Genomic DNA, 22,312 nt, shown 5'->3' on the forward strand with positions numbered 1-22,312 from the left:
AGCCAGCTTTTTGATTTATCAATTATCTTAGAATTCAAACTCAGCTTTGAGATATAGATACCAATGTAAGTCTGTTAATTCGGCGGCTCCTACTAAATTACCATCAGCATCCAAAGTTTCATTGCCAAGGTGAGCTCCAGCAGAAACATTGTCAGTGAAAGCATAAGATACGTTAGCTATATACGCTATTGGGTTTGCTGCTTGTTCTCCATCTTCAAAGAAATAGTAAACATCGGCACCTAAAGTTACAGGAACTTCAGTTACACCATAGGTTAAATATCCATGAGGCGTAATAGATAATGTACTTGCGAAGTCAGTTAAGTCAGCAATTGTAACAGGTACCTCTACTCCTGCGGAACTTAGATCGGAAATAGCGTAATCAACGGCTGGAGTAAGAGCCAAGGAATACACAGGAGTTGCTTCTAACAAGTTTATTGTTAATGTATCAGTTAAATCAACAGTCAATGGGTCCGCAAGATAGCTCAAATCTGCTCCTGCTGTAACTGCTTGTGTGTCTGCAACGGAAAAATCGGCGCCATTTGTAACTTCTTCGGCATAAACCGTTCCTAAATTATTCTGCCATGTGAAACCAACGTGAGGTGTAACTGTTATTGGTTCCATTTTGTATGGGTATTCATAGGCCGCATCTACCCTATATGCCGTAGCAGATGAAGCGGCGCCAGAATCATCGAAATTCAACATGCCAAAGACTAAATCGGCACTTAACTCACCTGGAACTGGTACTTCTGTAACTTTCCCTTCAACGGTAACTCTGTTGTTAGTAGCATCTACAAATTTGAAAGCTCCAGCCACAAGTCCCTTTACTCCACTTACGTCGAGATCGTAACTAGCACCTAAAATCCAGTTTGCAGGAATAGCGAAGTCTCCTGTAGCATGCTCGGTAACGTCTCCAGCTACTCTATCTGCTAATACTACATTAACTCCGTAATCTGTCAAACCGAGTTTTAAAGAACCCACACCCGTAGTAAACCCGCTCATAGTGTAGTTACTTAAACCAATAACATTGGGTTCGAATCTTAATAACCATGCTTCTTGTTCAGATTGAACGTAGTTTAAGGATAATGCTGGTGATACATCAGTAACATAACCTGAGGCATCCTTAGTAACAGTTACAGGTGAAAACGTAAAACCTGCTGTTAAAGTTGCCGGAAGTGTTGTAGTAAAACTAATATCCATACTAACATCATAGTCCAACACCGATTCAATATCCAATGCACTTTCATCCATTTTGAACTCAAAACCCGCCGTACCACTAACATCATACACTGGCTCTAACGCAAAAAGCGCTAGTGCAGAAAAAACTACCAACAAAGACAATAAAACTTTCTTCATACAAAAACCCCCTTCTACTTTTGATTTAATTTTTTAAAAAATCCTTACTATTATAGCAAACATCCATAGTACTTGTCAATATGAATCATATATTTGTTAATATTTTATTGAGGCATGAAAATTCCAACGGCACCTAAAATAACTCCCAAACCAGCGACTAGCCATAACATTGTTTTATCTTGCGCTTTTGCTATTTCTGCATTTTGAGCTTCAACTTGTTGACTTAACTCTGTTATCTTTGCTTCGTTAGCAGTTACTTGTTTCGAAAGATTGGGTAATAAAGACGTAGCATACATCTGATTTTGGTGGGCTAAAGTTTGTACTTCTGCTAACTCTTGAGACAAAGATGCGATTTGCTCTTCATTTGTAGATACCCTGTTGCTTAATTCGTCGATCTTGTCGTAAGTATCGTATTTGAGATTCAAATGTTGCTTTGCCATGGTTGTTTTGAATTCTTCAAGTGAAGCAATCCTTTCTTCGTTTGAAGCTACTTTCTGAGAAAGCGAAGGCAATGCTTTGACAAACATTTGGTTTTGTTCAGCTAAACTCTTTGTTTCTTCTACCGTTACCTCTAATTGACTAACCGTTGCCTTTAAACCAGCTACGTCCTGACTAACTGCCAACAGATCAGTCTCTAAAGCATCACCAATGTTTTTGGCTCTATAGGCTGTCTTTTTAACATCTTGATACGTTGCCTGCAGATCAGATAAAAGATCATTCGCTTGCAACTGCTCATTCAATGAATTGAACTGACTTTCAACGCTATTTACTTTCTTTGAAAGATCGTCTACTTTGACTTCCAAATAGGCTAAATCGCTCGTCTTTGCGATTTCAGGAGAGTTTTCTAAATAAGTTACCAACCTCGACATCCAAACTGCTGCATCCGACCTTGTCAAAGGTTCATAGCCTCTAAATGTTGGTTCGTCTACAGGAATTACACCTTTTTCTACCAGCTTCGTAACGTAATCATACGCCCAATGATCCTCTCCTACGTCGGTGAAGCCAAGTGAAAAAGCAGACACCACAAATACCATTACTGCAAATAAAGCAAGCGTTTTCTTCATTCTTCCTTACCCCCTTTTATGATTTTGATTTGATAAAAAACTACTTTTCTCAAAAAACCGTCACTATATTATACTATATTTAAAGAAATTTTGCAAAATCTATTTCATCTTTTTTATTTTAAAAAAACTCTTTTTCCCAACTCTTAATATAGCTCCATCATCACAATCAACAACATCTTTGAAATCCTTTATTTTTTCGTCGTTGATTCTAATGGCACCTTGCATTATAGCCCTTTTTATTTCACTGTTGCTATCGTAAACGTTGGTCTTGGAAACTATGTCTAAAATCGTTTCTCCACTTTTAATTTGAATCTCTGGCAAATCTTCGGGCATTTCTCTTTTCTGGAAGATTGAGACAAAGTTTTGTTTAGCTTTTTCTGCTTCTTCTTTATTATATAACAAATTAACTATTTCTTCTGCTAAAACCATTTTAATATCTCTTGGATTCACTTCTTCACTCTTCATTTGATTTTCAATATCTTTTATTTTATCTTTTGGAGTATCTGTTAAATATTTCATATACTTAATAATAAGATGATCAGGAATAGACATAACTTTACCGAAAATATCTTGTGGAGAATCGTTAAAAGCTATATAATTGTCGTAACTTTTACTCATCTTTAGGTACCCATCTGTTCCTTCAATCAAAGGCATTGTAAGCACCACTTGTGGGGACTGACCGAACTCTTCTTGAAGCTTTCTTCCAACTAAAAGATTGAAAAGTTGGTCTGTACCTCCAAGTTCCACATCAGCTTCAATAACAATAGAATCATACGCTTGTGCTAAAGGATACAAAAATTCAGATATACTTATAGGCTGATTTTCTTTTAACCTTTTACTGAAATCATCTCTTTCAAGCATCCTGGCAACTGTGTATCTTGATGATAGGTTAATTATATCAGCAAAAGATAATTTGGAAAGCCATTCGCTGTTAAATTTTACCACAGTTTTATCGGGGTGAAGAATTCTAAAAGCTTGTTCAACGTATGTCTTTGAATTTTCTCGGACTTCATCTTCAGAAAGTAAAGGCCTAGTTTTTGATCTTCCAGAAGGGTCTCCTATTCTTGCCGTGAAATCCCCGATTATTAAGTAAACTATATGACCTAACTCTTGAAACTGTTTTAACTTTCTTAAAACAACAGCATGGCCTAAGTGAAGATCTGCTCTAGAAGGATCCACTCCCAACTTAACTTTTAATTGGCCTTTTTCTCTTAATTTGTTCAAAAAATCTTCTGGTGTAATAAGATCGACGGAATCTTCTTGTATAATTCTAAGTTGGTCTTCAGGGTTCAAATATTGGTTCCTCCTTTAAGCTATTATCCAAGTTACCAAAAAACAGTTGATCATGAAAAGTATGCCAAAAGCTAGAGCAATTTTGGAGGTTTTATCTAGCCCTTTTTCTCTTCCAAAATTGGTGGCAGAACCGCCTGCACCAAATGCCCCACCTATTTCACTGTTTTTTTGCATTCTTTGCAGTGCAAAGTAGATTACTCCTAAAGCTAAAATGATATGAATAATTATAAGCAAGACTCCTAGAAAACCCATAAATTTCCTCCTCTTTATAACTTAGATTATCAATGAAATTTTATAATTCCTTTTTTATTATATCATACGAATAAACGTTATGCAAACCTTTTTCAAATTTCTTAAAATAGAGAAAAACGAAGTTTTTCTCACTTATTCGATGATAATCGCCTATAATCGTCTCTAATCAGGAATAATTTGATTAGCTTTTTTTTAATCAAAAAGGTAAAATAAGATTGAGTAAAAAAGGAAACGGTTCCTTATTGGTGGAAAGCGGGGCGAAGGGGCAAATACTCCTTTATCCTTTAGGTAAAGGAGCTTGGAGAAGGGGCAAAAACTCTTTTATCTTTTAGGGTGGGGAGCGTTTGCTGCAATTTGCAAACTATGTTTTTTTGCAGTTTTATGCAAAATGGTTTTTTTCGTAATGTTTTTGAATAACTTTCCTAATCTCATTTGCTTTGCAAATGATGTATTGAATTCGGGGTTTTTAAGGGGCTTGCCCCTTAATGTAGGGCTGAAGCTCCGCTATATATATAATTATGATTCCGAGGTGAATATTGTGAAAGAGAAAAAGAGAAATCCAAATCCCACTATTAAAGACGTAGCACGACTCGCCAACGTCGGAATAGCAACAGTTTCAAGGGTATTAAATAATTCCGAAAAGGTAAGCGAAAAGACCAAAGAAAAAGTTCTAGAAATTATAGAAGAGTTGGGATATTCTCCCAACATTAACGCTAGAACGTTATCTTCAAAAAATATAAATTCTCTTTCTTTTGTGACACCAGACATGGGAAACGAATTTTATGGAATCATGTATTCTCTACTTGAAAAGAAAATTTCTCGAAATAATTATAGGTTGATAGTTTTTCCTCTTATAGATCAGATATCTCTGGAAAAAATCAAGCAAAATACCGATTTAATTTATCAAACAGACGGGGTATTCATCTCTTCTCTTTCCGTTTCAAGCATTTTTCAGAACAGAATTCCCCCTAAGAAAATAATATTGATCGATTCATATGATGAGAGATTCGATTCTGTATACGTTGATAATTATCAAGTTGGGAAAACAGCCGCTCAATATCTCATAAATAATTCACCTGCAAATAGTACTTTCTATTTAGTTACTTTTAAGGAGCTCAACAATGAATTTACCTCTTTTGTCTTCAAAAAAAGAGACGAAGGTTTTTTAGAAGTTATGGAAGAGCACAATAAAAAAGTAAATGTTATATACAGCGATTTATTGTGGGATGGGGGGTATAAAGCGATTGGAACCCTTATAAAAAGGCGCCCCAGAAAATATTCATCCATTTTTGCAACATGTGACATGATTGGAGTAGGTGTCAAAAAATACTTGGAAGAAATGAATATGTATCCAAAAAAGGATTATTCATTGATAGCTGTTGACAATCTTCCTATCAGTAGGCTATTTCAATTAACAACGATTAGACAACCGATTAGCGAAATGGTCGAAATTGCTTATGAGATGTTCGTCTCTTCCATGGAAGGAAGAGAAAAAGCTGAACATTACAAATTGGAAGCAAAAATAGTAGAAAGAGAAACATAGAAGATATTATTATTTTTTTCTATATTGTGGAAACCTTTTCACTATATCACAACTTCAAAAGGAGGTCGGTATTTATGAGGAAAGTAGGTTACTTTTTGCTAGTATTCTTCTTAATTTCTTTGTTGTTAGGTTGTTCCGCGCAAGCAGATCAAGCCACACAAACTCAAGCTTTGCCTAAAGAGGTTGAAAGTACAAATCCTAACAATTTTGTAAGCCTTTCTGAAGGGAAAACCGCTGCTAACTTTGACGCACAGACCGTTTTGATCGTACACTATCACAGACCTGATGGTGATTATGAACCTTGGAATCTTTGGATTTGGCCAAGTAAACCTGTTTCCAAAGAAGGCGCTAGATATTTATTTGAAGGTGAGGATAGTTTTGGTAAGTATGCGATTGTCAAATTTGAGGAAAAACATGAGGAGTTGGGGTTCATTGTAAGAACAGATAGTTGGGAAAAAGATATTTCAATGGATAGATTCGTGAGTATACCTGAAAGCGGAGTTGCTGAAATATGGGTCTTATCTGGAGTAGAGAATTACTATACCGATCCTAAAAACCTTGACTTAAGTCCCCGAGTAAATGCAGCTATCATGGATTCTTTCGATGAAATAAAGGTTAGTCTAACGGTACCCTTTGATACAAAAGAGTGGGAAGGAAAAGTCCACTTTTATCAGGTCGATGGTTCTGATCCTATTGCTATGGATGTATCAGATGTTTATAAAACCGATCCCACCGATATTTCTGTTACCTCAAATATTACAATAAAACTAGCTAATCCAATATCTTCCCAGGATGTGGATAAATTGTATAAAATAGATATAGAAGGATATGTATCAGAAAATTATGTGATTATGCGTAATATTTTAGATGATGAGGTTTTTCATTACTATGGGAACGATTTAGGAGCGGTTTATTCTCCAGCTAAAACAGAATTTAAAGTTTGGTCCCCAGTATCCTCAGAAGCAAAGGTACTACTTTTCCATGATTATTTGGATGAAGAACCCTATAAAGAAGTTCCCATGTCAAAAAACGATAACGGAGTTTGGCATGCCACTATGAACGGTGATTTAAAAGGGCAATATTATCTATATGAGTTCGTATCTTATGGCGAAACAAGAAGAACAATAGATATTTATTCCACAGCTCTTGCCGTCAATTCCGCGAAATCAGCTATTATAGATTTGAATGATACAGACCCAGTAGGTTGGAATAACGATACAAGACCTGTTCTTAAAAATCCTGAAGATGCAATTGTTTATGAAATTCATGTAAAAGATTTTACAATAGATGAAAGCTCTGGAGTTCCAGAAGAGTACAGGGGTAAATATCTTGGATTGACTGTAGACAATACACAATCCCCCACAGGTGTGAAAACAGGATTATCACACCTAAAGGAACTTGGAGTTACTCACGTTCACATTATGCCTATTCAAGATGCTGGTTCTTTAGATGAAACTAAATTCGATGAGCAATACGGTTGGGGATACGATCCCTTAGTATACAATGTTCCAGAAGGTATTTATTCGACAGATCCATACGATCCATTAAAGAGAATAAATGAAGTGAAAACCGTAGTCAAAACTTTTCACGAAAACGGTATAAGGGTTGTGATGGATGTTGTGTACAACCATACATACCAAGTTGGAAAAAATTCACCTTTCGATCAAACGGTTCCTTACTTCTATTACCGTACTGATCAATCTGGGAAATATACAAATGGATCTGGAGTGGGGAACGAAGTAGCCACGGAAAGGTTCATGGTGAGAAAATACATAGTAGATAGTTTAAAGTATTGGGTCGATGAGTATCATGTTGATGGATTCAGATTCGATTTATTAGGATTATTCGACAAAGAAACGGTAAAAACAATATCAGAAGAATTACATGCCCTACTACCAGACGTACTTTTGTATGGAGAACCATGGACTGGTGGCGGTCAAATAACGTTTGGCAAAGGAGACCAAAAAGGTTTAGAGGTAGCTGTATTCAACGATGATGTTAGAGACGCTATTAGGGGAAGCGTATTTGAACCTGAGGTCAAAGGTTTTGGATTAGGGGCTGCAGGACAACAAACAAAGATAAAAAGAGGTGTTGTCGGATCTATTGAATACGACAGCACAATAAGATCATGGGCACAAGACCCACAAGAAACTATGAACTACGTTTCCAACCATGATAACCATACCTTATGGGATAAAAATGCACTTGCTCTCGGTGTAAAACCGTGGGAAGAAGAGTTAGACCCACAAACTTTAGAAACCTTAAAAGCCTCTCAAAAATTCTCCAATGCAATGATCTTAACGATGCAGGGTATACCCTTCTTACACGGTGGGGTGGATTTTGCAAGGACTAAGAACGGTAATCATAACCCATACAATGTTTTAGAACCAAACGTATACGACTGGAACAGGAAAAGCGAATTTTACGATATATTTGAGTATTACCAAGGTATGATAGAATTAAGAAAAGCTCATCCTGCTTTTAGAATGACCAATAGTGAAGATATAATAGCTCACATTGAATTTTTCGAACTACCTAAAGAATATAGAAAAACCGTTGCTTTTATCATAAAAGATAATGCAAACAACGATCCATGGAAAAATATTGTGGCTGTCTACAATGCAGAACCAGAATCTTCTGTTCAAATCACACTACCTGAAGGCGAATGGAATTTAGTTGTAAATGAAAACACAGCTGGTACCGAAACACTGGATGTAGTGGAAGGAACAATCGAAGTGTCACCTTTATCCGCTTACGTTTTATATCAAAACTAATAAACTTTAGAAAATCAAAGGGGCGAATTTTTTCGCCCTTTTTTAATTCTTACAAATTGATAAAATGAATCGTTGATATCTAAGGTCATATATGTTAAAATATCAATAGATTTATTAATTTAGATTTAATTAAGGGGGTGTTCATGTGGCATCAGGCTTTTCCCAAAAACAGGTTATGATGAGAAGGGTACTGTACTCACTGATACCTGTCTACGCTTTTGCTTTTTACATGTACGGATGGAGATTGATTTTTCTATCTATATTTGTTTATGGTTTTGGGATTTTGACAGAGTACATTATGGAAAAAAGACAAAAACGGCAAGTTAGCGAAGCTGTATTAGTCACCAGTACTTTATTCGTCTTATCCCTTCCTCCTGCAACGCCTTGGTGGATCGCCAGTATTGGGATTATTTTTGGTGTTTTATTTGCAAAAGAAGTTTATGGGGGTTTTGGAAGAAATATTTTTAATCCAGCCATTGCTGGTAGACTTTTTATTTACATAACCTTTCCAAATATTATGACCCAATCATGGCTTCAACCGGGAAATTTTGGGAGAGCGACATCTGATATCTTAACCTCAGCAACACCTCTACAAGTTTTAGCAAATGGTGAAAGTTTCGGCTTGTTTGAATTATTTTTTGGACTCAGATCAGGTTCAATGGGAGAAGGTCCTATATTTCTAATACTTATCGCTGCAATTTATCTCATCGCCACAAAAACCGCTAGTTGGAAAATTATGTTATCCACATTCTTGAGTGCTTCTATATTGACAGGCCTTTTTTCTTTAATAGGCATACCGGAAGCCTCTTATCCTTTAGAATTCTTACTTTCTGGAAGCTTCATGTTTGTGACCGTTTTTATGGCAACAGATCCTGTAACTGCACCAAAAAATGAAACTTCTAAATGGTTTTATGGCATTATAATAGGAGTTACGGCTGTACTTATTAGAACGTTTTCTCTTTTCCCTGAAGGTACGAGTTTTGGAGTGTTAATGGGTAACACCTTTGCTGCTTTGTTGGATACAGCTTTTGCTCAAAAGAAGGTGAAAGCATGAAAAGGGAAGGTAGAGTTTATACCATTATATTCACATTTATTATTTCTTTTGTGTTTGTTTTCGTTTTGGCAGTAGCAAATGAACTAACAAAAGATACTGTAGCAAGGAATCAAGAATTGTTCCAAATTAAAGCAATATTATCTGCAATGGGTATATCTTATGAAAGTGATGAAGAAGCCTTTCAAAAATACAACTCTATGGTTTCAACTGAATCTATTAATGGCTCTCAACTATACACTGCCGAAGTAAACGGACAAAATGTCTATGCTACCATCTTCACTGGTAGTGGACTATGGGGCACTATCACGGGTGTCTTAGCTGTGAACGAAGATGTTTCTAGAATTGTTGGCATTGATTTTATATCTCAAAACGAAACACCTGGATTGGGAGGAAGGATAGAAGAAGATTGGTTCAAAAGGCAGTTTTCCGGTCTTAAAATTATAGACAGTCAAATAAGAGTAGTAACTGGGCAAGGTTCCGGGGACTACGACTACGAAAACGGACAAGTTGATGCAATAACCGGTGCAACAAGAACTTCTGAGTCTATTCAAAGAATTGTAAACGAGACGATTGCAAATTTGAAAGATATTCTGGGGGTGAATAGTTAATGGCTCAGAAAAGTTGGATAGAAATTGCTAAAGATAATTTATGGTATAACAATCCTGTATTCATCCAAATACTCGGAATATGTTCCACATTAGCGGTAACTAACACTTTAATAAACACATCCATTATGACTCTGGGAGTCGTTTTTGTGACAGGCTTATCGGCGTTGACGGTTTCTTTGTTAAAATCTTTCATTCCTAGGAAAGTCAGAATGATAGCCCAAACTTTGATAATATCTTTTTATGTTATAATTGTTGATATCGTTCTACGGGCTTATGTACCTGATGTCAGTAGAGCCTTGGGACCTTACGTAGGTTTGATCATAACTAATTGTATAATAATGGGAAGAACAGAAGCTTTTGCTCAATCTAACCCTCCATTACTTTCTCTGTGGGATGGTTTAACTAGTGGAATAGGGTATATGTATGTTCTTTTGATGGTTGCATTTGTGAGGGAGTTATTGGGCTTTGGAACAGTTTTTGGATTTCAAGTATTACCAGATAACTTTGTAAATTGGACTATAATGGTTATGCCTCCAAGTGCCTTCTTTATGTTAGCTATTTTTATATGGATACTCAAAGGTTACATGTTTAGAAAGGAGGTTAAAAAATAATGTCCCCTGACGTAGGTTTGATATCTTTATTCTTTGCTTCTATTTTTACAAGCAACATACTTCTTGCAAATTTTTTAGGAATGTGTTCCTTTATATCGGTTTCAAAGGATTTCACTTCTTCTAATGGGTTGGGTCTTGCAGTAACCTTTGTTATGACTATAACTACCGCAATTAATTGGCTTGTATACCATTATTTGTTGATTCCTTTCGGTTTAGAATATCTTAGATACATAGTGTTCATAATAGTTATTGCCGCAATAGTTCAGATATCAGAAATGGTTATAGAGAGGATGTCAACTAATTTGTACATGAGCTTAGGTATTTTTCTTCCATTGATCACTGTTAATTGTGCTATACTGGGTGTAGCTCTTTTTATGCAGATTAGAAATTATAATTTCCTTCAATCAGTTATATTTGGACTTGGTTCAGGCTTAGGTTGGTGGTTAGCAATCATATCACTAGCCGCAATAAGAAAAAAGGTTGATAAATCTCCCGTACCGGGACCGTTAAAAGGACCTGGAATTACCTTAATCACGATTGGACTTATGGCGATGGCTTTTATGGGATTTTCCGGTATGCTAAACGTACAGTGAGGTGATTGATGTGAACGCAATTTTAGTTGCTTCATTTATAATAGGTGGATTGAGTGCGGTTTTAGCTGCTATGATTGTGGTTGTTGATAGCGTAGTTAACAATTATGGTGAAGTTAAGATCGATATCAATAATGGAAAAAAGGAGTTAAAGGTAAATGGAGGCGCTCCACTACTTACTACTCTTTCCGAGCAAGGCATCTTTATCCCTTCAGCATGTGGTGGTAGGGGAAGTTGTGGGGCATGCAAGGTAAAAGTTTTATCAGATATAGGACCAATTTTACCTACAGAAGCACCCCTTTTAAACGAAGAAGAAATGAAACAAAATATAAGATTATCATGTCAAGTGAAAGTAAAATCTGACATAGCGATAGAAATTCCAGAAGAGTTATTTTCTGCAAAAATTTTTAAAGGTGTGGTTGAAAAAATAAATGATTTGACATATGATATAAAAGAAGTTAAAATTAAACTTGTCGAGCCCAATGAAATTGAGTTTAAAGCTGGACAGTATATGCAATTGGTTATACCTCCCTACGAGAAAATAAACGAATATACACAAAGGGCATATTCCATTGCATCGTCGCCAAGTCAAAAAGATTCCATAGAATTTTTTATCAGACTTGTTCCAGGTGGAATTGCGACAACTTATGTTCACAAATATCTAAAAGAAAATGATCAAATGGAATTGGTTGGTCCTTTCGGTGAATTTTATATGAGAGATACGGATGCAGATATGATATGTGTTGCAGGAGGTTCAGGGTTAGCTCCGATAAAATCTATCGTTGCAGATATGTTCGAAAGGGAAATAACCAACAGAAACGTCTGGTTGTTTTTCGGGGCAAGAAGCTTGAAAGATCTTTATTATCTGGATTTCTTTCAAGACATGGAAAAGAAATGGGACAGATTCCATTTTGTTCCTGCACTTTCAGAACCACAACCTGAAGATAATTGGAAAGGAGAAACGGGACTTATAACAGATGTATTGGGAAAATATTTTAAAGAAAAAATGGACCAAAATACCCAAAAGGAAGGATATTTGTGTGGAAGCCCCGGTATGATAAATGCCTGTGTTAAAGTAATGACAGCGAACGGCATATCCGAGGATAAAATATATTATGATAAGTTCGCGTAATTAAAAGGAGGTGTTTTTCCTCAATGAAAATGACTGAAGATTTAAAGAAAGCCTATGAAAACATGAAGCCCGGAGTTATAACCGCTGATGGATTTTTAGGTGATGATGAAAGACTTTTGGTTGACATAATTGAAAGTGATGAAGAAAAAATTAGGGCTTTAAACATAAATTTACAAGATGACCTTAAAAAGATTAGATACCTTTTTGAAAAAGGGAAAGAAACCTTTGAAGAACCTGTAACCGTTGACAATAAATGGCTTATAAAAGTGGATGAAGCTAGAGGACATTTACCTTGTCCCTTTGAAGACGGTATTTTTAGGAAAGTTAATTTAAGAATTAAAAATTTAGATAACAAAGAAGAACTTCTTATCACAGAATTATCGCTACACTTAATAGAAAAACATCATTTTTTCCAGGGTAAGGGTTCAGCATTCAGGGTAGAACCTGAGAAACTAAAAAAAGTTTTGGAAGAATAAAAAGGAGGAATTAAAGAAGCATGCCTATCAATTTAAGAGGAAGAAGCCTTTTAACGTTGAAAGATTTCACACCAGAAGAGATAAAGTATCTTCTGGATCTTTCAAAAGATCTAAAAGCCAAAAAGCGAATGGGTATTAAGGGCGATTTATTAAAAGGTAAGAACATAGTTTTGCTATTTGAAAAAACATCAACTAGAACAAGATGCGCCTTTGAAGTAGCTGCCTTCGATGAAGGGGCAAACGTTACATTTCTAACTAACAGTCAAATGGGTAAGAAAGAGTCAATAGAAGATACGGCAAGAGTTTTAGGAAGATTTTACGATGGTATAGAATTTAGAGGCTTCAAGCAAGAAACGGTAGAAATTTTAGCAAAATATTCAGGTGTTCCCGTGTGGAATGGTTTGACAGATGAAGATCATCCCACCCAAGTGTTGGCAGATTTCTTAACCATTATGGAAAACTTTGAAAAACCTCTTAATAAGATCAAGTTTGTGTACGTTGGTGATGGAAGAAACAATATGGCAAACGCACTCATGATTGGTGCCTCTAAAATGGGCATGGATTTTGTAATTATTTCTCCAAAAGAACTTTTTCCAAGTAAAGAACTGATAAGCGAAATGGAAATGACAGCTAGTGAAAACGGTGGAAAAATCACCATCACAGACAAAGTTGATGCTGTTGCTAACGCGGATGTGATTTATACTGATGTCTGGATTTCTATGGGAGAAGAAAGTAAAGTTGAAGAGAGGATCAAATTACTTAAACCTTACCAAGTAAATATGGAATTGATAAAAAAGGCTAACAATCCTGAAGTTATTTTCCTTCATTGTTTGCCTTCTTTTCATGATACAAAAACCGATATGGGATACGATGTTTACCAGAAATACGGTATTAAAGAAATGGAAGTTACGGATGAAGTGTTTCAAAGTAAGTACTCAAAAGTTTTTGACCAAGCAGAAAATAGAATGCATACCATAAAAGCAGTTATGGTAGCAACGTTGGTAGGTTGATAGGAATGGCTGAAAAACTTGCAATTGTAGCAATAGGAGGAAATGCCTTATCCCAACCAAAAGAATCTCCTACCGCTGAAAATATGCTAAAAAACTTAGAGAACACGGCAAAATGCCTAGTTGAGCTAGTAAAAAAAAATTATAAAATAGTTATAACTCACGGAAATGGCCCTCAAGTAGGAAACATTCTAGTTCAACAAGATATAGCCAAAGAGGTTATTCCTCCATTTCCTTTAGATGTTAACGGAGCTATGACTCAGGGATATATAGGATACATGATTTCCCAAATGTTAAAAAATGTTTTAACAGCAGAACATATTGAAAAAGATGTTTCAAGTATCGTTACCCAAGTACTTGTTGATAAGAATGATCCAGCCTTTAACAACCCTTCAAAACCTATTGGACCCTTTTACACCGAAGAAGAAGCTAACACTTTCATTAAAGAAAAAGGTTGGAGCATGGTAGAAGACGCCGGAAGAGGTTGGCGAAGAGTAGTACCTTCTCCAGAACCGTTAGAGATTGTAGAGATAAGAGCTATTAAACAATTGGTAAAGGACAACAATATAACCATAGCAGCGGGTGGTGGGGGTATCCCAGTAGTAAAAGAAGAGAACAAATTAAAAGGCGTGGAAGGTGTTATAGACAAGGATAGAGCCTCTGCTTTGTTAGCTATAGAATTGGACGCCGATGAGTTCATAATTCTAACCGCTGTAGAAAAGGTATTTATAAATTTCAATAAACCCAATCAACAAGCTATATCTTCAATGACTGTGAACCAAGCAATACAATATATGAAAGAAGGGCATTTCTCAAAAGGGAGTATGTTGCCGAAGATAGAGGCATGCACAAATTTTGTTCTCAAGACTGGAAGATCAGCTTTAATTACAGATTTAACGAAATTGGTTGATGCTTTGGAAGGAAAAACGGGAACTATTATAACTAAATAAGGGGGGATTACCCCCCTTTTTTGTTAATTGAATTTTTTTGTCTTCATCGCTTGACTTATTCTACTTTCTTTGTTTTTGAGGGACATCTTAGAAGCAACTGAATTGTACAAAAGTTCCACCATGAACATTTCTCCGATTCTGCTAACGGTAAATTCGCTTTCTTGAGGCATTTCAGCTGAGGTATATAAAACTAGATTAACTATTTTTGATAAAGGTGAGTTAACCCCTGCAGTCATGCCTATGGTGAAAGCACCAGCTTCCTTGGCTACTTGGGCGGATTTATAAGTATCTCTGATAACTCCAGAATGACTGATAGCAATTACTACGTCATCTTTTTCAAGATTGGAAGCCACGATAACTTGCATATGTGGATCAGAATATGCAGTGGAGGCAAATCCTAAGGCAGCAAACTTCAAAGAAGCATCTAAAGCAATAGGAAAAGATCTTCCTACCGCATAGAATAGTAGTTTTTTACTGTTCATAATTATTTCGGAGGCATGAGTAATTTTATCTCTATCCACTTGCCTTAGAATATCGGTCAAGGCGTTTACAGTCCTATTGTAAATCATATCAAAAAGATCTTTTGACTCTTTTGAGTCAAGTGTAGGGGTGCTCAATTCCCTTGCCAATTCCAACTTAAATTTTTGATATCCCGAGTAACCAACCTTTTTTAAAACTCTGTATATCGTAGTTTCACTAGTTCCGGCCCAATTGGATAATTCTGTGATGCTGTAGTGTATTACATCGCCAGGCCTTTCGATTATATACTGAGCTGCCTGCTTTTCTTTATTAGTTAAAGAATTGTATATCCCTTTGATTTTGGAAGTTACCAACTTCCTCACCTCTTATCGACTATAACTTTTCTATCAATTCGTCTTTTTTATTAACAAACAGATTTATTTGATCTTTGATAACTTTTTCAGCTTCTACTTCGTTCATATCTTTTGTCAATTCAGCGAAATCAGCTACTCTCCCAAAATAGAGAGGTACTAAGGATTCCACCAACTTTTTGTCTTTGTTTTTTGAATACTCTATTAATGCATTGAATAAGATATCCACCCAGATTTGAAGTGGTACTTTCTTCTTTTCCATTATGAATCCTAAATGATCATTTGCCAATCTTTTGGATTCTTCGTTTTTTAAACCTTCTAAAAGTTGCTTTTTCAAATTTTCTATGTTGATGTTGATAGGTTCAACAGCAACTTGGGGTATTTCACCATATATTGGGGCTTCTTCAATAGAATCGATATCTTTCCATTTGGAAGCGCTATCTACAATAATATCGAATAAGGTCCCAACTACCTGCTTAAACATAGGGGATAGATCAGCTCCTGGATCTTTAGGATCGTGAACTTTTGCACCTAAAGCAGCCTGATAAACCTTCTTGTTGGAGTTGAGTATGGCATTTATAGTCATCCAAATATCTATCCCAAACCTTGCAACCTCTGTTTTGGCAACACTTGAGGCAGCTTTCAAATAAACATCTATCATATTTTTACCTACTCCGAAATCTCCCCCTATTGGTTGCCTGATGGCTTGCCCAAATAAAGAAGAAACCAAAGGATAACATACTTGGTTTGTGATCGTACCGTCGTACTTGTGCCTCACATAATAAGGCGTAACATAATCGGAAAGTCCCTTCATTATAGGTCCAGTTAATCTTTCAATCCACCATGGTCGAACACTTTTTAAATCAGAATCTAAAAATACAATCGCTTCTGCGTCTAAGTTTTTAGCAAGTTCTATGACAGAAAGCATTGCACTTCCTTTACCTGGCAAACCTATATAATCGTAAGCGATTTTTGGGACGCTTTTTGTGTCTGTTTTCATAAAAACTTCTTTTGTTCCATCTTTTGAACCCCCGTCAGCGTTAACAATTATCCCATCTGAATCAAAATATTCAACTATACCTTCTGCAGCGGTTTTAGAAACAAAGGAAATCGTTTCAGCATTATTATAGCTGGGAATACCAACAACTACTTTTACCTTTTTTGGTAAATTTTGTAAAATTTTATCATCGAAAAATATTGACATTTCAACTTCCTCCCTTTTGTCACCTTTTCACTTTTATTCTTTGACTCCACCAGCAGTTAAACCTGCTGTTAGATATTTTTCTACGGTCATAAACAATACAATGACTGGAACGGCCGTCAATACTGAAGCTGCCATCATTTTAGCCCATACGGCATGTTCAGAAAAGAAAATCTCCCTCAAACCTACGGGCAGCGTATAAGCTGAAGGATAAGGCCTTATGAAAATAGAAGCAAACAGATACTCATTCCATCCTATCATAAAGGCATATATGAAAACTGTTATTATAGCCGGCATTGATAGAGGAATAATTATCCTCATAATAGTTCCAATTCTTGTACTACCATCAATTAAGGCGGCTTCTTCAATTGATTCAGGAATCGTTCTGAAATAATTACCAAGCATGTACATCGAAACAGGCAACGTCTGAATTATATATATTATATACAAAGCAAACATTGAGGTTCCTCCTGAATTAGTTAATCCTATTCTTACAAACAAATCATACAAAGGAACAGATAATATCACTCCACCGACTAGGTATACCAGCAATACCCCTCTTTGAACAAGAGTTCTTCCAGGATACCAAACTCTGCTGAAAGAATAGGCACCAAATATACCTATTATCAAACTTGTCAAAGCGCTTAATCCAGCCAATAATAAACTATTACCAAACCACCTTAAAAAAGGAAATGATTCACGCCTTCTTGATGATTGTATATTCTGAAGAACTTGCTCTCTTTGTTCTTCTGGAAGAGATTCTAATAGTTTCATGAGTTGTTGCTCTTCTTCACTCATCTGTTGCCTAATTGACTCCTGAAATCCTAATAGTTGAGCATACTGTGTCAATGTTGGATTCTCAGGAATCAATCCCCGATCAAACGCGTCTGAATCATACCTGAAGGAAACCGAAACCATATATGCAAAAGGATAGGCAACAAATATTACAACTAAAGCTATAAAAAACCAAAATAAAAATGTTTTTATGAAAGATCTTTTTCTTACTACCATTTTAACACCTTCCTCACATAGATGGATATGAGCGCCATCATAACTACAAAGAGGACAGTTGCTATCGCCGCTGCAACTCCAAGTTCTGGCAAACCTGTGAAGGCTTTTTCATATAGGTATATAGGTAGAGTCCTAGCCTCTTTAGACAACAAATATACCTCTTCAAATTTGTAAAAATTCCATATTCCTCTCAAAAGAACTAAAGAGCCTATTACATAATATAATTCAGGTAAAGTTATATGATGGAATTTTTGCCAACCATTGGCACCATCAATATCAGCTGCCTCATAATAATCTTGAGGTATTGATTGTAACCTCGATAAAATCATCAAATAAATAAAAGGAAAATTCTTCCAAATACTATAAAATGAAACAACTATGAAGGCGTTATTTGGATCATTAACTAGGTCTTTTGTCACATCCATGATACCTAAATTACTTAAAAGTATTGTTAAAGGACCATTTAAAGGCATTAAAACATATTGCCATGCAAAAACAGTTGAAATAACCGGTGCAACATATGGAAACAGTATAAGGGCTCTGACTATACCTCTGCCGGGAAATTCTTTATTCATAAGCAAAGCAACCCCTAAACCAACTAAAATACTTCCAACGACAGTAATCAAAACATACAAAATAGTTATACCAAAGGAATTCCAAAAGGTAGGATCGGTTAACAGTTCTCTATAATTTTGAAAACCCACAAACTTGTTTGGTGCTCCGGGTGTCAAAGATACTTCAAAAAAACTCAAGTAAATATTGTATAAAACTGGATACATAATAAAAAGACCTATCAAAATAACCGCAGGTGATACTAACTTCCATCCAAAGGTTGCTTCTTTCTTCTTTAAAGGAGATAAATCTCGAAATCGTTGCATATCTCTCTCCTCCCCATTTTTAGTAAAAAAGGGGAATAAAGCATTCCCCTTTCAATAGCTCAGACGCATTTAATCACTTAACAATCTTTCCGCTTCTTCTTGTGCCCATTGAGCGGTTTGCTGTGGTGTCCAATCGTTAGCGAACATCCTGTTTATTGCTCTACCAATTACAAAGTTACCAGACAGGATACTCATTTCTTCAATGATTTCTCCTTCCATGAACTCAAATCTTTCTACAGTATCTAAGGCAGAAATAATAGTAGTTATTTGATCTTTCCCATATCTTTCTAAAACAGGATTATCTAAAAATTCGTCCATCTGTGCTATAGAACTTCTGGTTGGATTCATTCCGCCAGGTGCCATGTGTAACCAGTAAATATAATTGCTGCCACTCATAAGAAATTTTACCCACTGTTCTGCCGCATTTTTATTTTCGGACGTGTTAAGTATACCCAATCCAACAACTTCTCCAAATGAAGACGGTCTTATGTTAACCATAAAATTTGCAAAACCTGTATTCTCAACAAGTTTAGGATCAAACTGTTCTACTCTTTGCTTTTGAACCTCTTCTACAGCAATGTCGTCCATAATATAGGTCGAGTAGAATACCATAGCGGCTTCATTGTTCAAATAACCATTCAATGCTTCTGGAACAGCAGTAAAACCAGGTCTGGAGTATTTGCCCAGTTCTTTATAAAATCTAAATGATTCGATCATCTCGGGAGTATTAAAAAGAATATTTCCGTCTTTATCAATTGGTCTTGCACCATTTGATAGAGCAATTTGTGAAAATACCTGTTCAGTATAAGCGTCAGCTTTCTTAGGCAATATTATACCGTAGAAACCATTAGCAGGATCGTTTAATGCTTTTGCAGCTGTAAGTATATTGTACCAAGATGTTGGAGCTCCTAGGTCTCTTTCTTCAAACAAATTCGCCTTATACCAAATCCCTTGAACCCAAGCATGGAAAGGTACACCATAATATCCTCCATCTGGTGCCTGCATCAATCTTGAAACACCGTCATAAACATCACCAAAATCTTCGATAATTTTTGCATTCAGTTCTGTATCCATAAAGCCCTGGCTCCCCAGCAAGAGTATAGGAGAGATACCGCCTTCTACAACGTCTGGTAAAGTTCCAGCTTGAACTGCTCTTGGAATCTGTTCTAAGATCTCATTTTCCTCAATAGGGACTAAGTTTACCTTTATACCAGTTTGTGCTTCAAAAATCTGTGCTAAGGCTCTTATCCTTTGTTGCCTATCTGTTTCTACCTGAGTGTGCCAAAACGTAATCGTTTGAGTGAACACCATCGCACTAACCAACACTGCTAAAATAACCACTGTAAGTTTCTTCACCATACACACCTCCTCCAATTTAGGTTCTTATTGTGAATAAAAAATTTTTTCAAAGATATAAGATAAAAAGAAAATTTTCGTTTTTATTATACAGAAAAAAATATTATTTTCAAAATCTGATTATTCGTGATTAGAATCGATTATAGGTAATTATTTGCGATTATAACCAAAAATCTTTGATTTTCTCATTATTGGATTTTGTTTGGGTTGGTCTACTAACTTTTGATATAATAAAAGAAACATCAACTATAATGACTGAAAAGACCCTTTTCCTTATGGGTGGGGAGCGTTTGCTGCATTGTGCAAACTATGTTTTTAAATGATTTTGGCCTTGATTTGGGGTTTTTAAGGGGGTTCCCCTTAACGATCGGCGCTAAAACAAGTTTTAGATCTTCTTCTAAAGAGAGTAAATCAAAAATTAAACGGAGGCGTTAATGTATGAACAAAATTATAAAACAACTAAAAGTCAACAACGTTGAAATTAAATTGGTATCTGGAGATATAACTATCGAAGAAACAGACGCTATTGTAAATGCTGCTAATTCGCATTTGCAACATGGTGGTGGAGTGGCTGGAGCAATATCCAGAAAAGGAGGACCAGGTATTCAAAAAGAATCGAACGAATATATCCAAAAATACTGTAAAGTCGAAACGGGAAACGTTGCTGTAACATCTGGAGGAAAGTTAAAATGTAAATACTTAATCCATGCAGTTGGACCTATTTGGAGAGGGGGCAGTCAACAAGAAGAAAAGTTATTGTATGATGCAGTTTTCAATTCTTTGAAAAAAGCAGAAGAATTAAAATTGAATTCAATAGCCTTACCTGCAATAAGTGCAGGTATATACGGTTATCCAATAGAAAAAGCGGTTCTCGTTTACAAAAAAGCAGTCTATGATTTTATTAATACCAATCCACAATTTGTAAAAGAAATCAGATTTGTAATATATGACGAAGCCCATTTAGATTATTTTTTGAAAGAATTTTGAGAGTATGAGTTTTCTAACAACTGTACACTATTATTATTCTCTACGAAAAAATCTTAATTATTCAAGAAAAAAGATATTAGCATTAAGGGAAAAGAAATTTAGAAAGCTATTAAAGTACGCGTATAAAAAAATACCGTTTTATAAAGATTTTTATACTTCTAACGGGATAAAAGAAAGCATGCTGGAAGAGATCCCCATATACGAATTACCAACGATCAATAAAAATCTTATTGTTGCTAATTTTGATAAGTTCTTTAAAGATAACCAAATTACTAAAAACAAAGTTGAAGATTTTTTAAAAAATAACCCGAATCCAACTTCTTTGCTTTTTAACAAGTATCATGTGATACACAGTTCTGGATCAACAGGCACGGTAGGATACTATTTGTATAGTGAAAAAGAGTGGGATTTCATCAAAGCTATCTCAACAAGGATGTTCTCAAATTTCACTCTCAAAAGAAAGAAATATGCTTTTATAGGTGCAGTTGATGGACATTATGCTGCCATAAGCTTGTTCCTCTCTCCACTAAATCAACCTGAAGAGTTTTTCTATAAAGGTTATATGGTAATGGATATAAACAAACCTATCAAATCCTACTTAAAAGACCTAAACGATTTTCAACCTGATAATCTCACAGGGTATCCCTTTGGTATAAGATCTTTGGCACAGTTTCAAAATGAAGGCATTTTGAATATTCACCCAGAAGTGATAGTTTGTGGTGGAGAGCCTTTATTAAAAAATGTAAAACAGTTTTTAAAAGATGTTTGGAAAGATACTGAAATAGTAGATAGTTATGCAACATCTGAGTCTTTGGCGATGGGTGTTTCTAGGGAAGATTTAAAAGGTATGTACATATACGATGATGCGGTTTATCTTGAAATTCAAGAGGATAAAACAATTTTGACGAACTTGTACAATTACACTCAACCTATAGTAAGGTATGAATTAACAGATATCCTTAAAAAATCAAAAGATAACGAAGGGAAATGGCCCTTTACAAAGATCGAACAAATTACGGGAAGAAACGAGTTAATTCCTTTTTTTATTAACGAAAACGGTGAAAAAGATTTCATTCACCCCATAGTAATTGCTGAATTTTTTGTTAAAGGCGTGGCTAAGTTTCAATTTGTTCAAAAAGATCAATCATCTTTTGTCTTTAAAATAGTCGTTTCACAAAAAGAGCCTTTAGATGAAATTGTAGAAGAAGTTAGAAACAAACTTAACGATATTTTAGAAAAGAAAAAAATGCAAAACGTCAATTTTGATGTAAAAATCGTGGAAGATATCAAGCCAGATGAAAAAACCGGAAAATATAAATTAATTGTAATTTAGTAAAAAATC

The 22,312-nt window shown here is 35.5% G+C and carries 21 protein-coding genes; 12 read left to right on the forward strand and 9 right to left on the reverse strand.

Going from position 1 to position 22,312, the window contains the following annotated elements; translation table 11 throughout:
* Positions 1–27 precede the first annotated feature (27 nt).
* From BZ25_RS07340 to secG, 4 genes are all read right to left on the reverse strand, one after another.
* Positions 28–1,353, reverse strand: coding sequence for a hypothetical protein (locus BZ25_RS07340; protein ID WP_121514324.1), 1,326 nt, complete (start codon positions 1,351–1,353; stop codon positions 28–30).
* Between the two features lie 104 nt (positions 1,354–1,457).
* Complete coding sequence (locus tag BZ25_RS07345; protein ID WP_103064787.1) at positions 1,458–2,417, reverse strand: S-layer homology domain-containing protein; 960 nt, start codon at positions 2,415–2,417, stop codon at positions 1,458–1,460.
* Positions 2,418–2,516: 99 nt separating this feature from the next.
* On the reverse strand, positions 2,517–3,710 hold the full coding sequence (gene tyrS, locus BZ25_RS07350; RefSeq protein WP_121514325.1) for a tyrosine--tRNA ligase: 1,194 nt from the start codon (positions 3,708–3,710) through the stop codon (positions 2,517–2,519).
* 15 nt (positions 3,711–3,725) lie between these two features.
* Positions 3,726–3,962 carry a preprotein translocase subunit SecG gene (gene secG, locus BZ25_RS07355; RefSeq protein WP_103064788.1) on the reverse strand — a complete coding sequence of 79 codons (237 nt, stop codon included), beginning with the start codon at positions 3,960–3,962 and terminating at the stop codon, positions 3,726–3,728.
* Positions 3,963–4,500: 538 nt separating this feature from the next.
* Here secG and BZ25_RS07360 point away from each other — a divergent pair.
* The 10 genes from BZ25_RS07360 to arcC all read left to right on the forward strand — a co-directional run bounded on the left by BZ25_RS07360 (position 4,501) and on the right by arcC (position 14,707).
* Positions 4,501–5,505, forward strand: coding sequence for a LacI family DNA-binding transcriptional regulator (locus BZ25_RS07360; RefSeq protein ID WP_158245395.1), 1,005 nt, complete (start codon positions 4,501–4,503; stop codon positions 5,503–5,505).
* Between the two features lie 74 nt (positions 5,506–5,579).
* Positions 5,580–8,279 (forward strand): type I pullulanase, encoded by a 2,700-nt coding sequence (gene pulA, locus BZ25_RS07365; protein ID WP_121514327.1) that lies wholly within the window; start codon positions 5,580–5,582, stop codon positions 8,277–8,279.
* 145 nt (positions 8,280–8,424) lie between these two features.
* Positions 8,425–9,333 carry an RnfABCDGE type electron transport complex subunit D gene (locus BZ25_RS07370; protein ID WP_121514328.1) on the forward strand — a complete coding sequence of 303 codons (909 nt, stop codon included), beginning with the start codon at positions 8,425–8,427 and terminating at the stop codon, positions 9,331–9,333.
* Positions 9,330–9,941, forward strand: a complete 612-nt coding sequence (locus tag BZ25_RS07375; RefSeq protein ID WP_121514329.1) for an FMN-binding protein — start codon at positions 9,330–9,332, stop codon at positions 9,939–9,941. Before BZ25_RS07370 ends, BZ25_RS07375 begins: the two co-directional genes overlap by 4 nt.
* Positions 9,941–10,552: an Rnf-Nqr domain containing protein gene (locus tag BZ25_RS07380; RefSeq protein ID WP_121514330.1), complete on the forward strand. Its 612-nt coding sequence runs from the start codon at positions 9,941–9,943 to the stop codon at positions 10,550–10,552. Before BZ25_RS07375 ends, BZ25_RS07380 begins: the two co-directional genes overlap by 1 nt.
* The gene (locus BZ25_RS07385) at positions 10,552–11,145 is read left to right on the forward strand and encodes an NADH:ubiquinone reductase (Na(+)-transporting) subunit E (protein ID WP_012207921.1); all 594 of its coding nucleotides are present in this window, start codon (positions 10,552–10,554) and stop codon (positions 11,143–11,145) included. The genes BZ25_RS07380 and BZ25_RS07385 overlap by 1 nt, the downstream gene beginning before the upstream one ends.
* A 10-nt stretch (positions 11,146–11,155) precedes the next feature.
* On the forward strand, positions 11,156–12,274 hold the full coding sequence (locus BZ25_RS07390) for an NADH:ubiquinone reductase (Na(+)-transporting) subunit F (protein WP_199171472.1): 1,119 nt from the start codon (positions 11,156–11,158) through the stop codon (positions 12,272–12,274).
* A gap of 23 nt (positions 12,275–12,297) precedes the next feature.
* Entirely contained in the window at positions 12,298–12,750 is a 453-nt protein-coding gene (locus tag BZ25_RS07395) for a hypothetical protein (RefSeq protein ID WP_121514331.1), read from the forward strand.
* Positions 12,751–12,770: 20 nt separating this feature from the next.
* Positions 12,771–13,760 (forward strand): ornithine carbamoyltransferase, encoded by a 990-nt coding sequence (argF, locus tag BZ25_RS07400; protein WP_121514332.1) that lies wholly within the window; start codon positions 12,771–12,773, stop codon positions 13,758–13,760.
* 5 nt (positions 13,761–13,765) lie between these two features.
* The gene (gene arcC, locus BZ25_RS07405; protein ID WP_121514333.1) at positions 13,766–14,707 is read left to right on the forward strand and encodes a carbamate kinase; all 942 of its coding nucleotides are present in this window, start codon (positions 13,766–13,768) and stop codon (positions 14,705–14,707) included.
* A 23-nt stretch (positions 14,708–14,730) separates the two neighbouring features.
* Here arcC and BZ25_RS07410 read toward each other — a convergent pair whose 3' ends face one another.
* From BZ25_RS07410 to BZ25_RS07430, 5 genes are all read right to left on the reverse strand, one after another.
* Positions 14,731–15,540 carry a MurR/RpiR family transcriptional regulator gene (locus tag BZ25_RS07410; RefSeq protein WP_012207926.1) on the reverse strand — a complete coding sequence of 270 codons (810 nt, stop codon included), beginning with the start codon at positions 15,538–15,540 and terminating at the stop codon, positions 14,731–14,733.
* Between the two features lie 19 nt (positions 15,541–15,559).
* On the reverse strand, positions 15,560–16,741 hold the full coding sequence (locus BZ25_RS07415) for a glycosyltransferase (protein ID WP_121514334.1): 1,182 nt from the start codon (positions 16,739–16,741) through the stop codon (positions 15,560–15,562).
* A gap of 33 nt (positions 16,742–16,774) precedes the next feature.
* Positions 16,775–17,749 carry a carbohydrate ABC transporter permease gene (locus tag BZ25_RS07420; RefSeq protein ID WP_121514335.1) on the reverse strand — a complete coding sequence of 325 codons (975 nt, stop codon included), beginning with the start codon at positions 17,747–17,749 and terminating at the stop codon, positions 16,775–16,777.
* Positions 17,743–18,627, reverse strand: a complete 885-nt coding sequence (locus tag BZ25_RS07425; protein ID WP_103064797.1) for a carbohydrate ABC transporter permease — start codon at positions 18,625–18,627, stop codon at positions 17,743–17,745. Before BZ25_RS07425 ends, BZ25_RS07420 begins: the two co-directional genes overlap by 7 nt.
* A 69-nt stretch (positions 18,628–18,696) precedes the next feature.
* Positions 18,697–19,986, reverse strand: coding sequence for an ABC transporter substrate-binding protein (locus BZ25_RS07430; protein WP_012207930.1), 1,290 nt, complete (start codon positions 19,984–19,986; stop codon positions 18,697–18,699).
* Positions 19,987–20,421: 435 nt separating this feature from the next.
* Between BZ25_RS07430 and BZ25_RS07435 the strand changes: the two genes are divergently transcribed.
* Together BZ25_RS07435 and BZ25_RS07440 are read left to right on the forward strand one after the other, a co-directional pair.
* Positions 20,422–20,970, forward strand: a complete 549-nt coding sequence (locus BZ25_RS07435; protein ID WP_121514336.1) for a macro domain-containing protein — start codon at positions 20,422–20,424, stop codon at positions 20,968–20,970.
* 4 nt (positions 20,971–20,974) lie between these two features.
* Positions 20,975–22,303 (forward strand): phenylacetate--CoA ligase family protein, encoded by a 1,329-nt coding sequence (locus tag BZ25_RS07440; RefSeq protein WP_121514337.1) that lies wholly within the window; start codon positions 20,975–20,977, stop codon positions 22,301–22,303.
* Positions 22,304–22,312: the final 9 nt, after the last annotated feature.

It is taken from the genome of Petrotoga sp. Shatin.DS.tank11.9.2.9.3, assembly GCF_003665005.1.
Lineage (GTDB): Bacteria > Thermotogota > Thermotogae > Petrotogales > Petrotogaceae > Petrotoga > Petrotoga mobilis.

Excerpts from the sequence above, each read along its gene's own strand:
- BZ25_RS07375 (WP_121514329.1), top strand. The coding sequence starts at position 9,330 with ATGAAAAGGGAAGGTAGAGTTTATACCATTATATTCACATTTATTATT.
- BZ25_RS07415 (WP_121514334.1), bottom strand. The coding sequence starts at position 16,741 with ATGTCAATATTTTTCGATGATAAAATTTTACAAAATTTACCAAAAAAG.
- BZ25_RS07380 (WP_121514330.1), top strand. The coding sequence starts at position 9,941 with ATGGCTCAGAAAAGTTGGATAGAAATTGCTAAAGATAATTTATGGTAT.
- BZ25_RS07425 (WP_103064797.1), bottom strand. The coding sequence starts at position 18,627 with ATGCAACGATTTCGAGATTTATCTCCTTTAAAGAAGAAAGAAGCAACC.
- secG (WP_103064788.1), bottom strand. The coding sequence starts at position 3,962 with ATGGGTTTTCTAGGAGTCTTGCTTATAATTATTCATATCATTTTAGCT.
- argF (WP_121514332.1), top strand. The coding sequence starts at position 12,771 with ATGCCTATCAATTTAAGAGGAAGAAGCCTTTTAACGTTGAAAGATTTC.
- BZ25_RS07440 (WP_121514337.1), top strand. The coding sequence starts at position 20,975 with ATGAGTTTTCTAACAACTGTACACTATTATTATTCTCTACGAAAAAAT.
- pulA (WP_121514327.1), top strand. The coding sequence starts at position 5,580 with ATGAGGAAAGTAGGTTACTTTTTGCTAGTATTCTTCTTAATTTCTTTG.
- BZ25_RS07395 (WP_121514331.1), top strand. The coding sequence starts at position 12,298 with ATGAAAATGACTGAAGATTTAAAGAAAGCCTATGAAAACATGAAGCCC.
- BZ25_RS07435 (WP_121514336.1), top strand. The coding sequence starts at position 20,422 with ATGAACAAAATTATAAAACAACTAAAAGTCAACAACGTTGAAATTAAA.
- BZ25_RS07430 (WP_012207930.1), bottom strand. The coding sequence starts at position 19,986 with ATGGTGAAGAAACTTACAGTGGTTATTTTAGCAGTGTTGGTTAGTGCG.
- BZ25_RS07385 (WP_012207921.1), top strand. The coding sequence starts at position 10,552 with ATGTCCCCTGACGTAGGTTTGATATCTTTATTCTTTGCTTCTATTTTT.
- BZ25_RS07340 (WP_121514324.1), bottom strand. The coding sequence starts at position 1,353 with ATGAAGAAAGTTTTATTGTCTTTGTTGGTAGTTTTTTCTGCACTAGCG.
- BZ25_RS07345 (WP_103064787.1), bottom strand. The coding sequence starts at position 2,417 with ATGAAGAAAACGCTTGCTTTATTTGCAGTAATGGTATTTGTGGTGTCT.
- BZ25_RS07420 (WP_121514335.1), bottom strand. The coding sequence starts at position 17,749 with ATGGTAGTAAGAAAAAGATCTTTCATAAAAACATTTTTATTTTGGTTT.
- arcC (WP_121514333.1), top strand. The coding sequence starts at position 13,766 with ATGGCTGAAAAACTTGCAATTGTAGCAATAGGAGGAAATGCCTTATCC.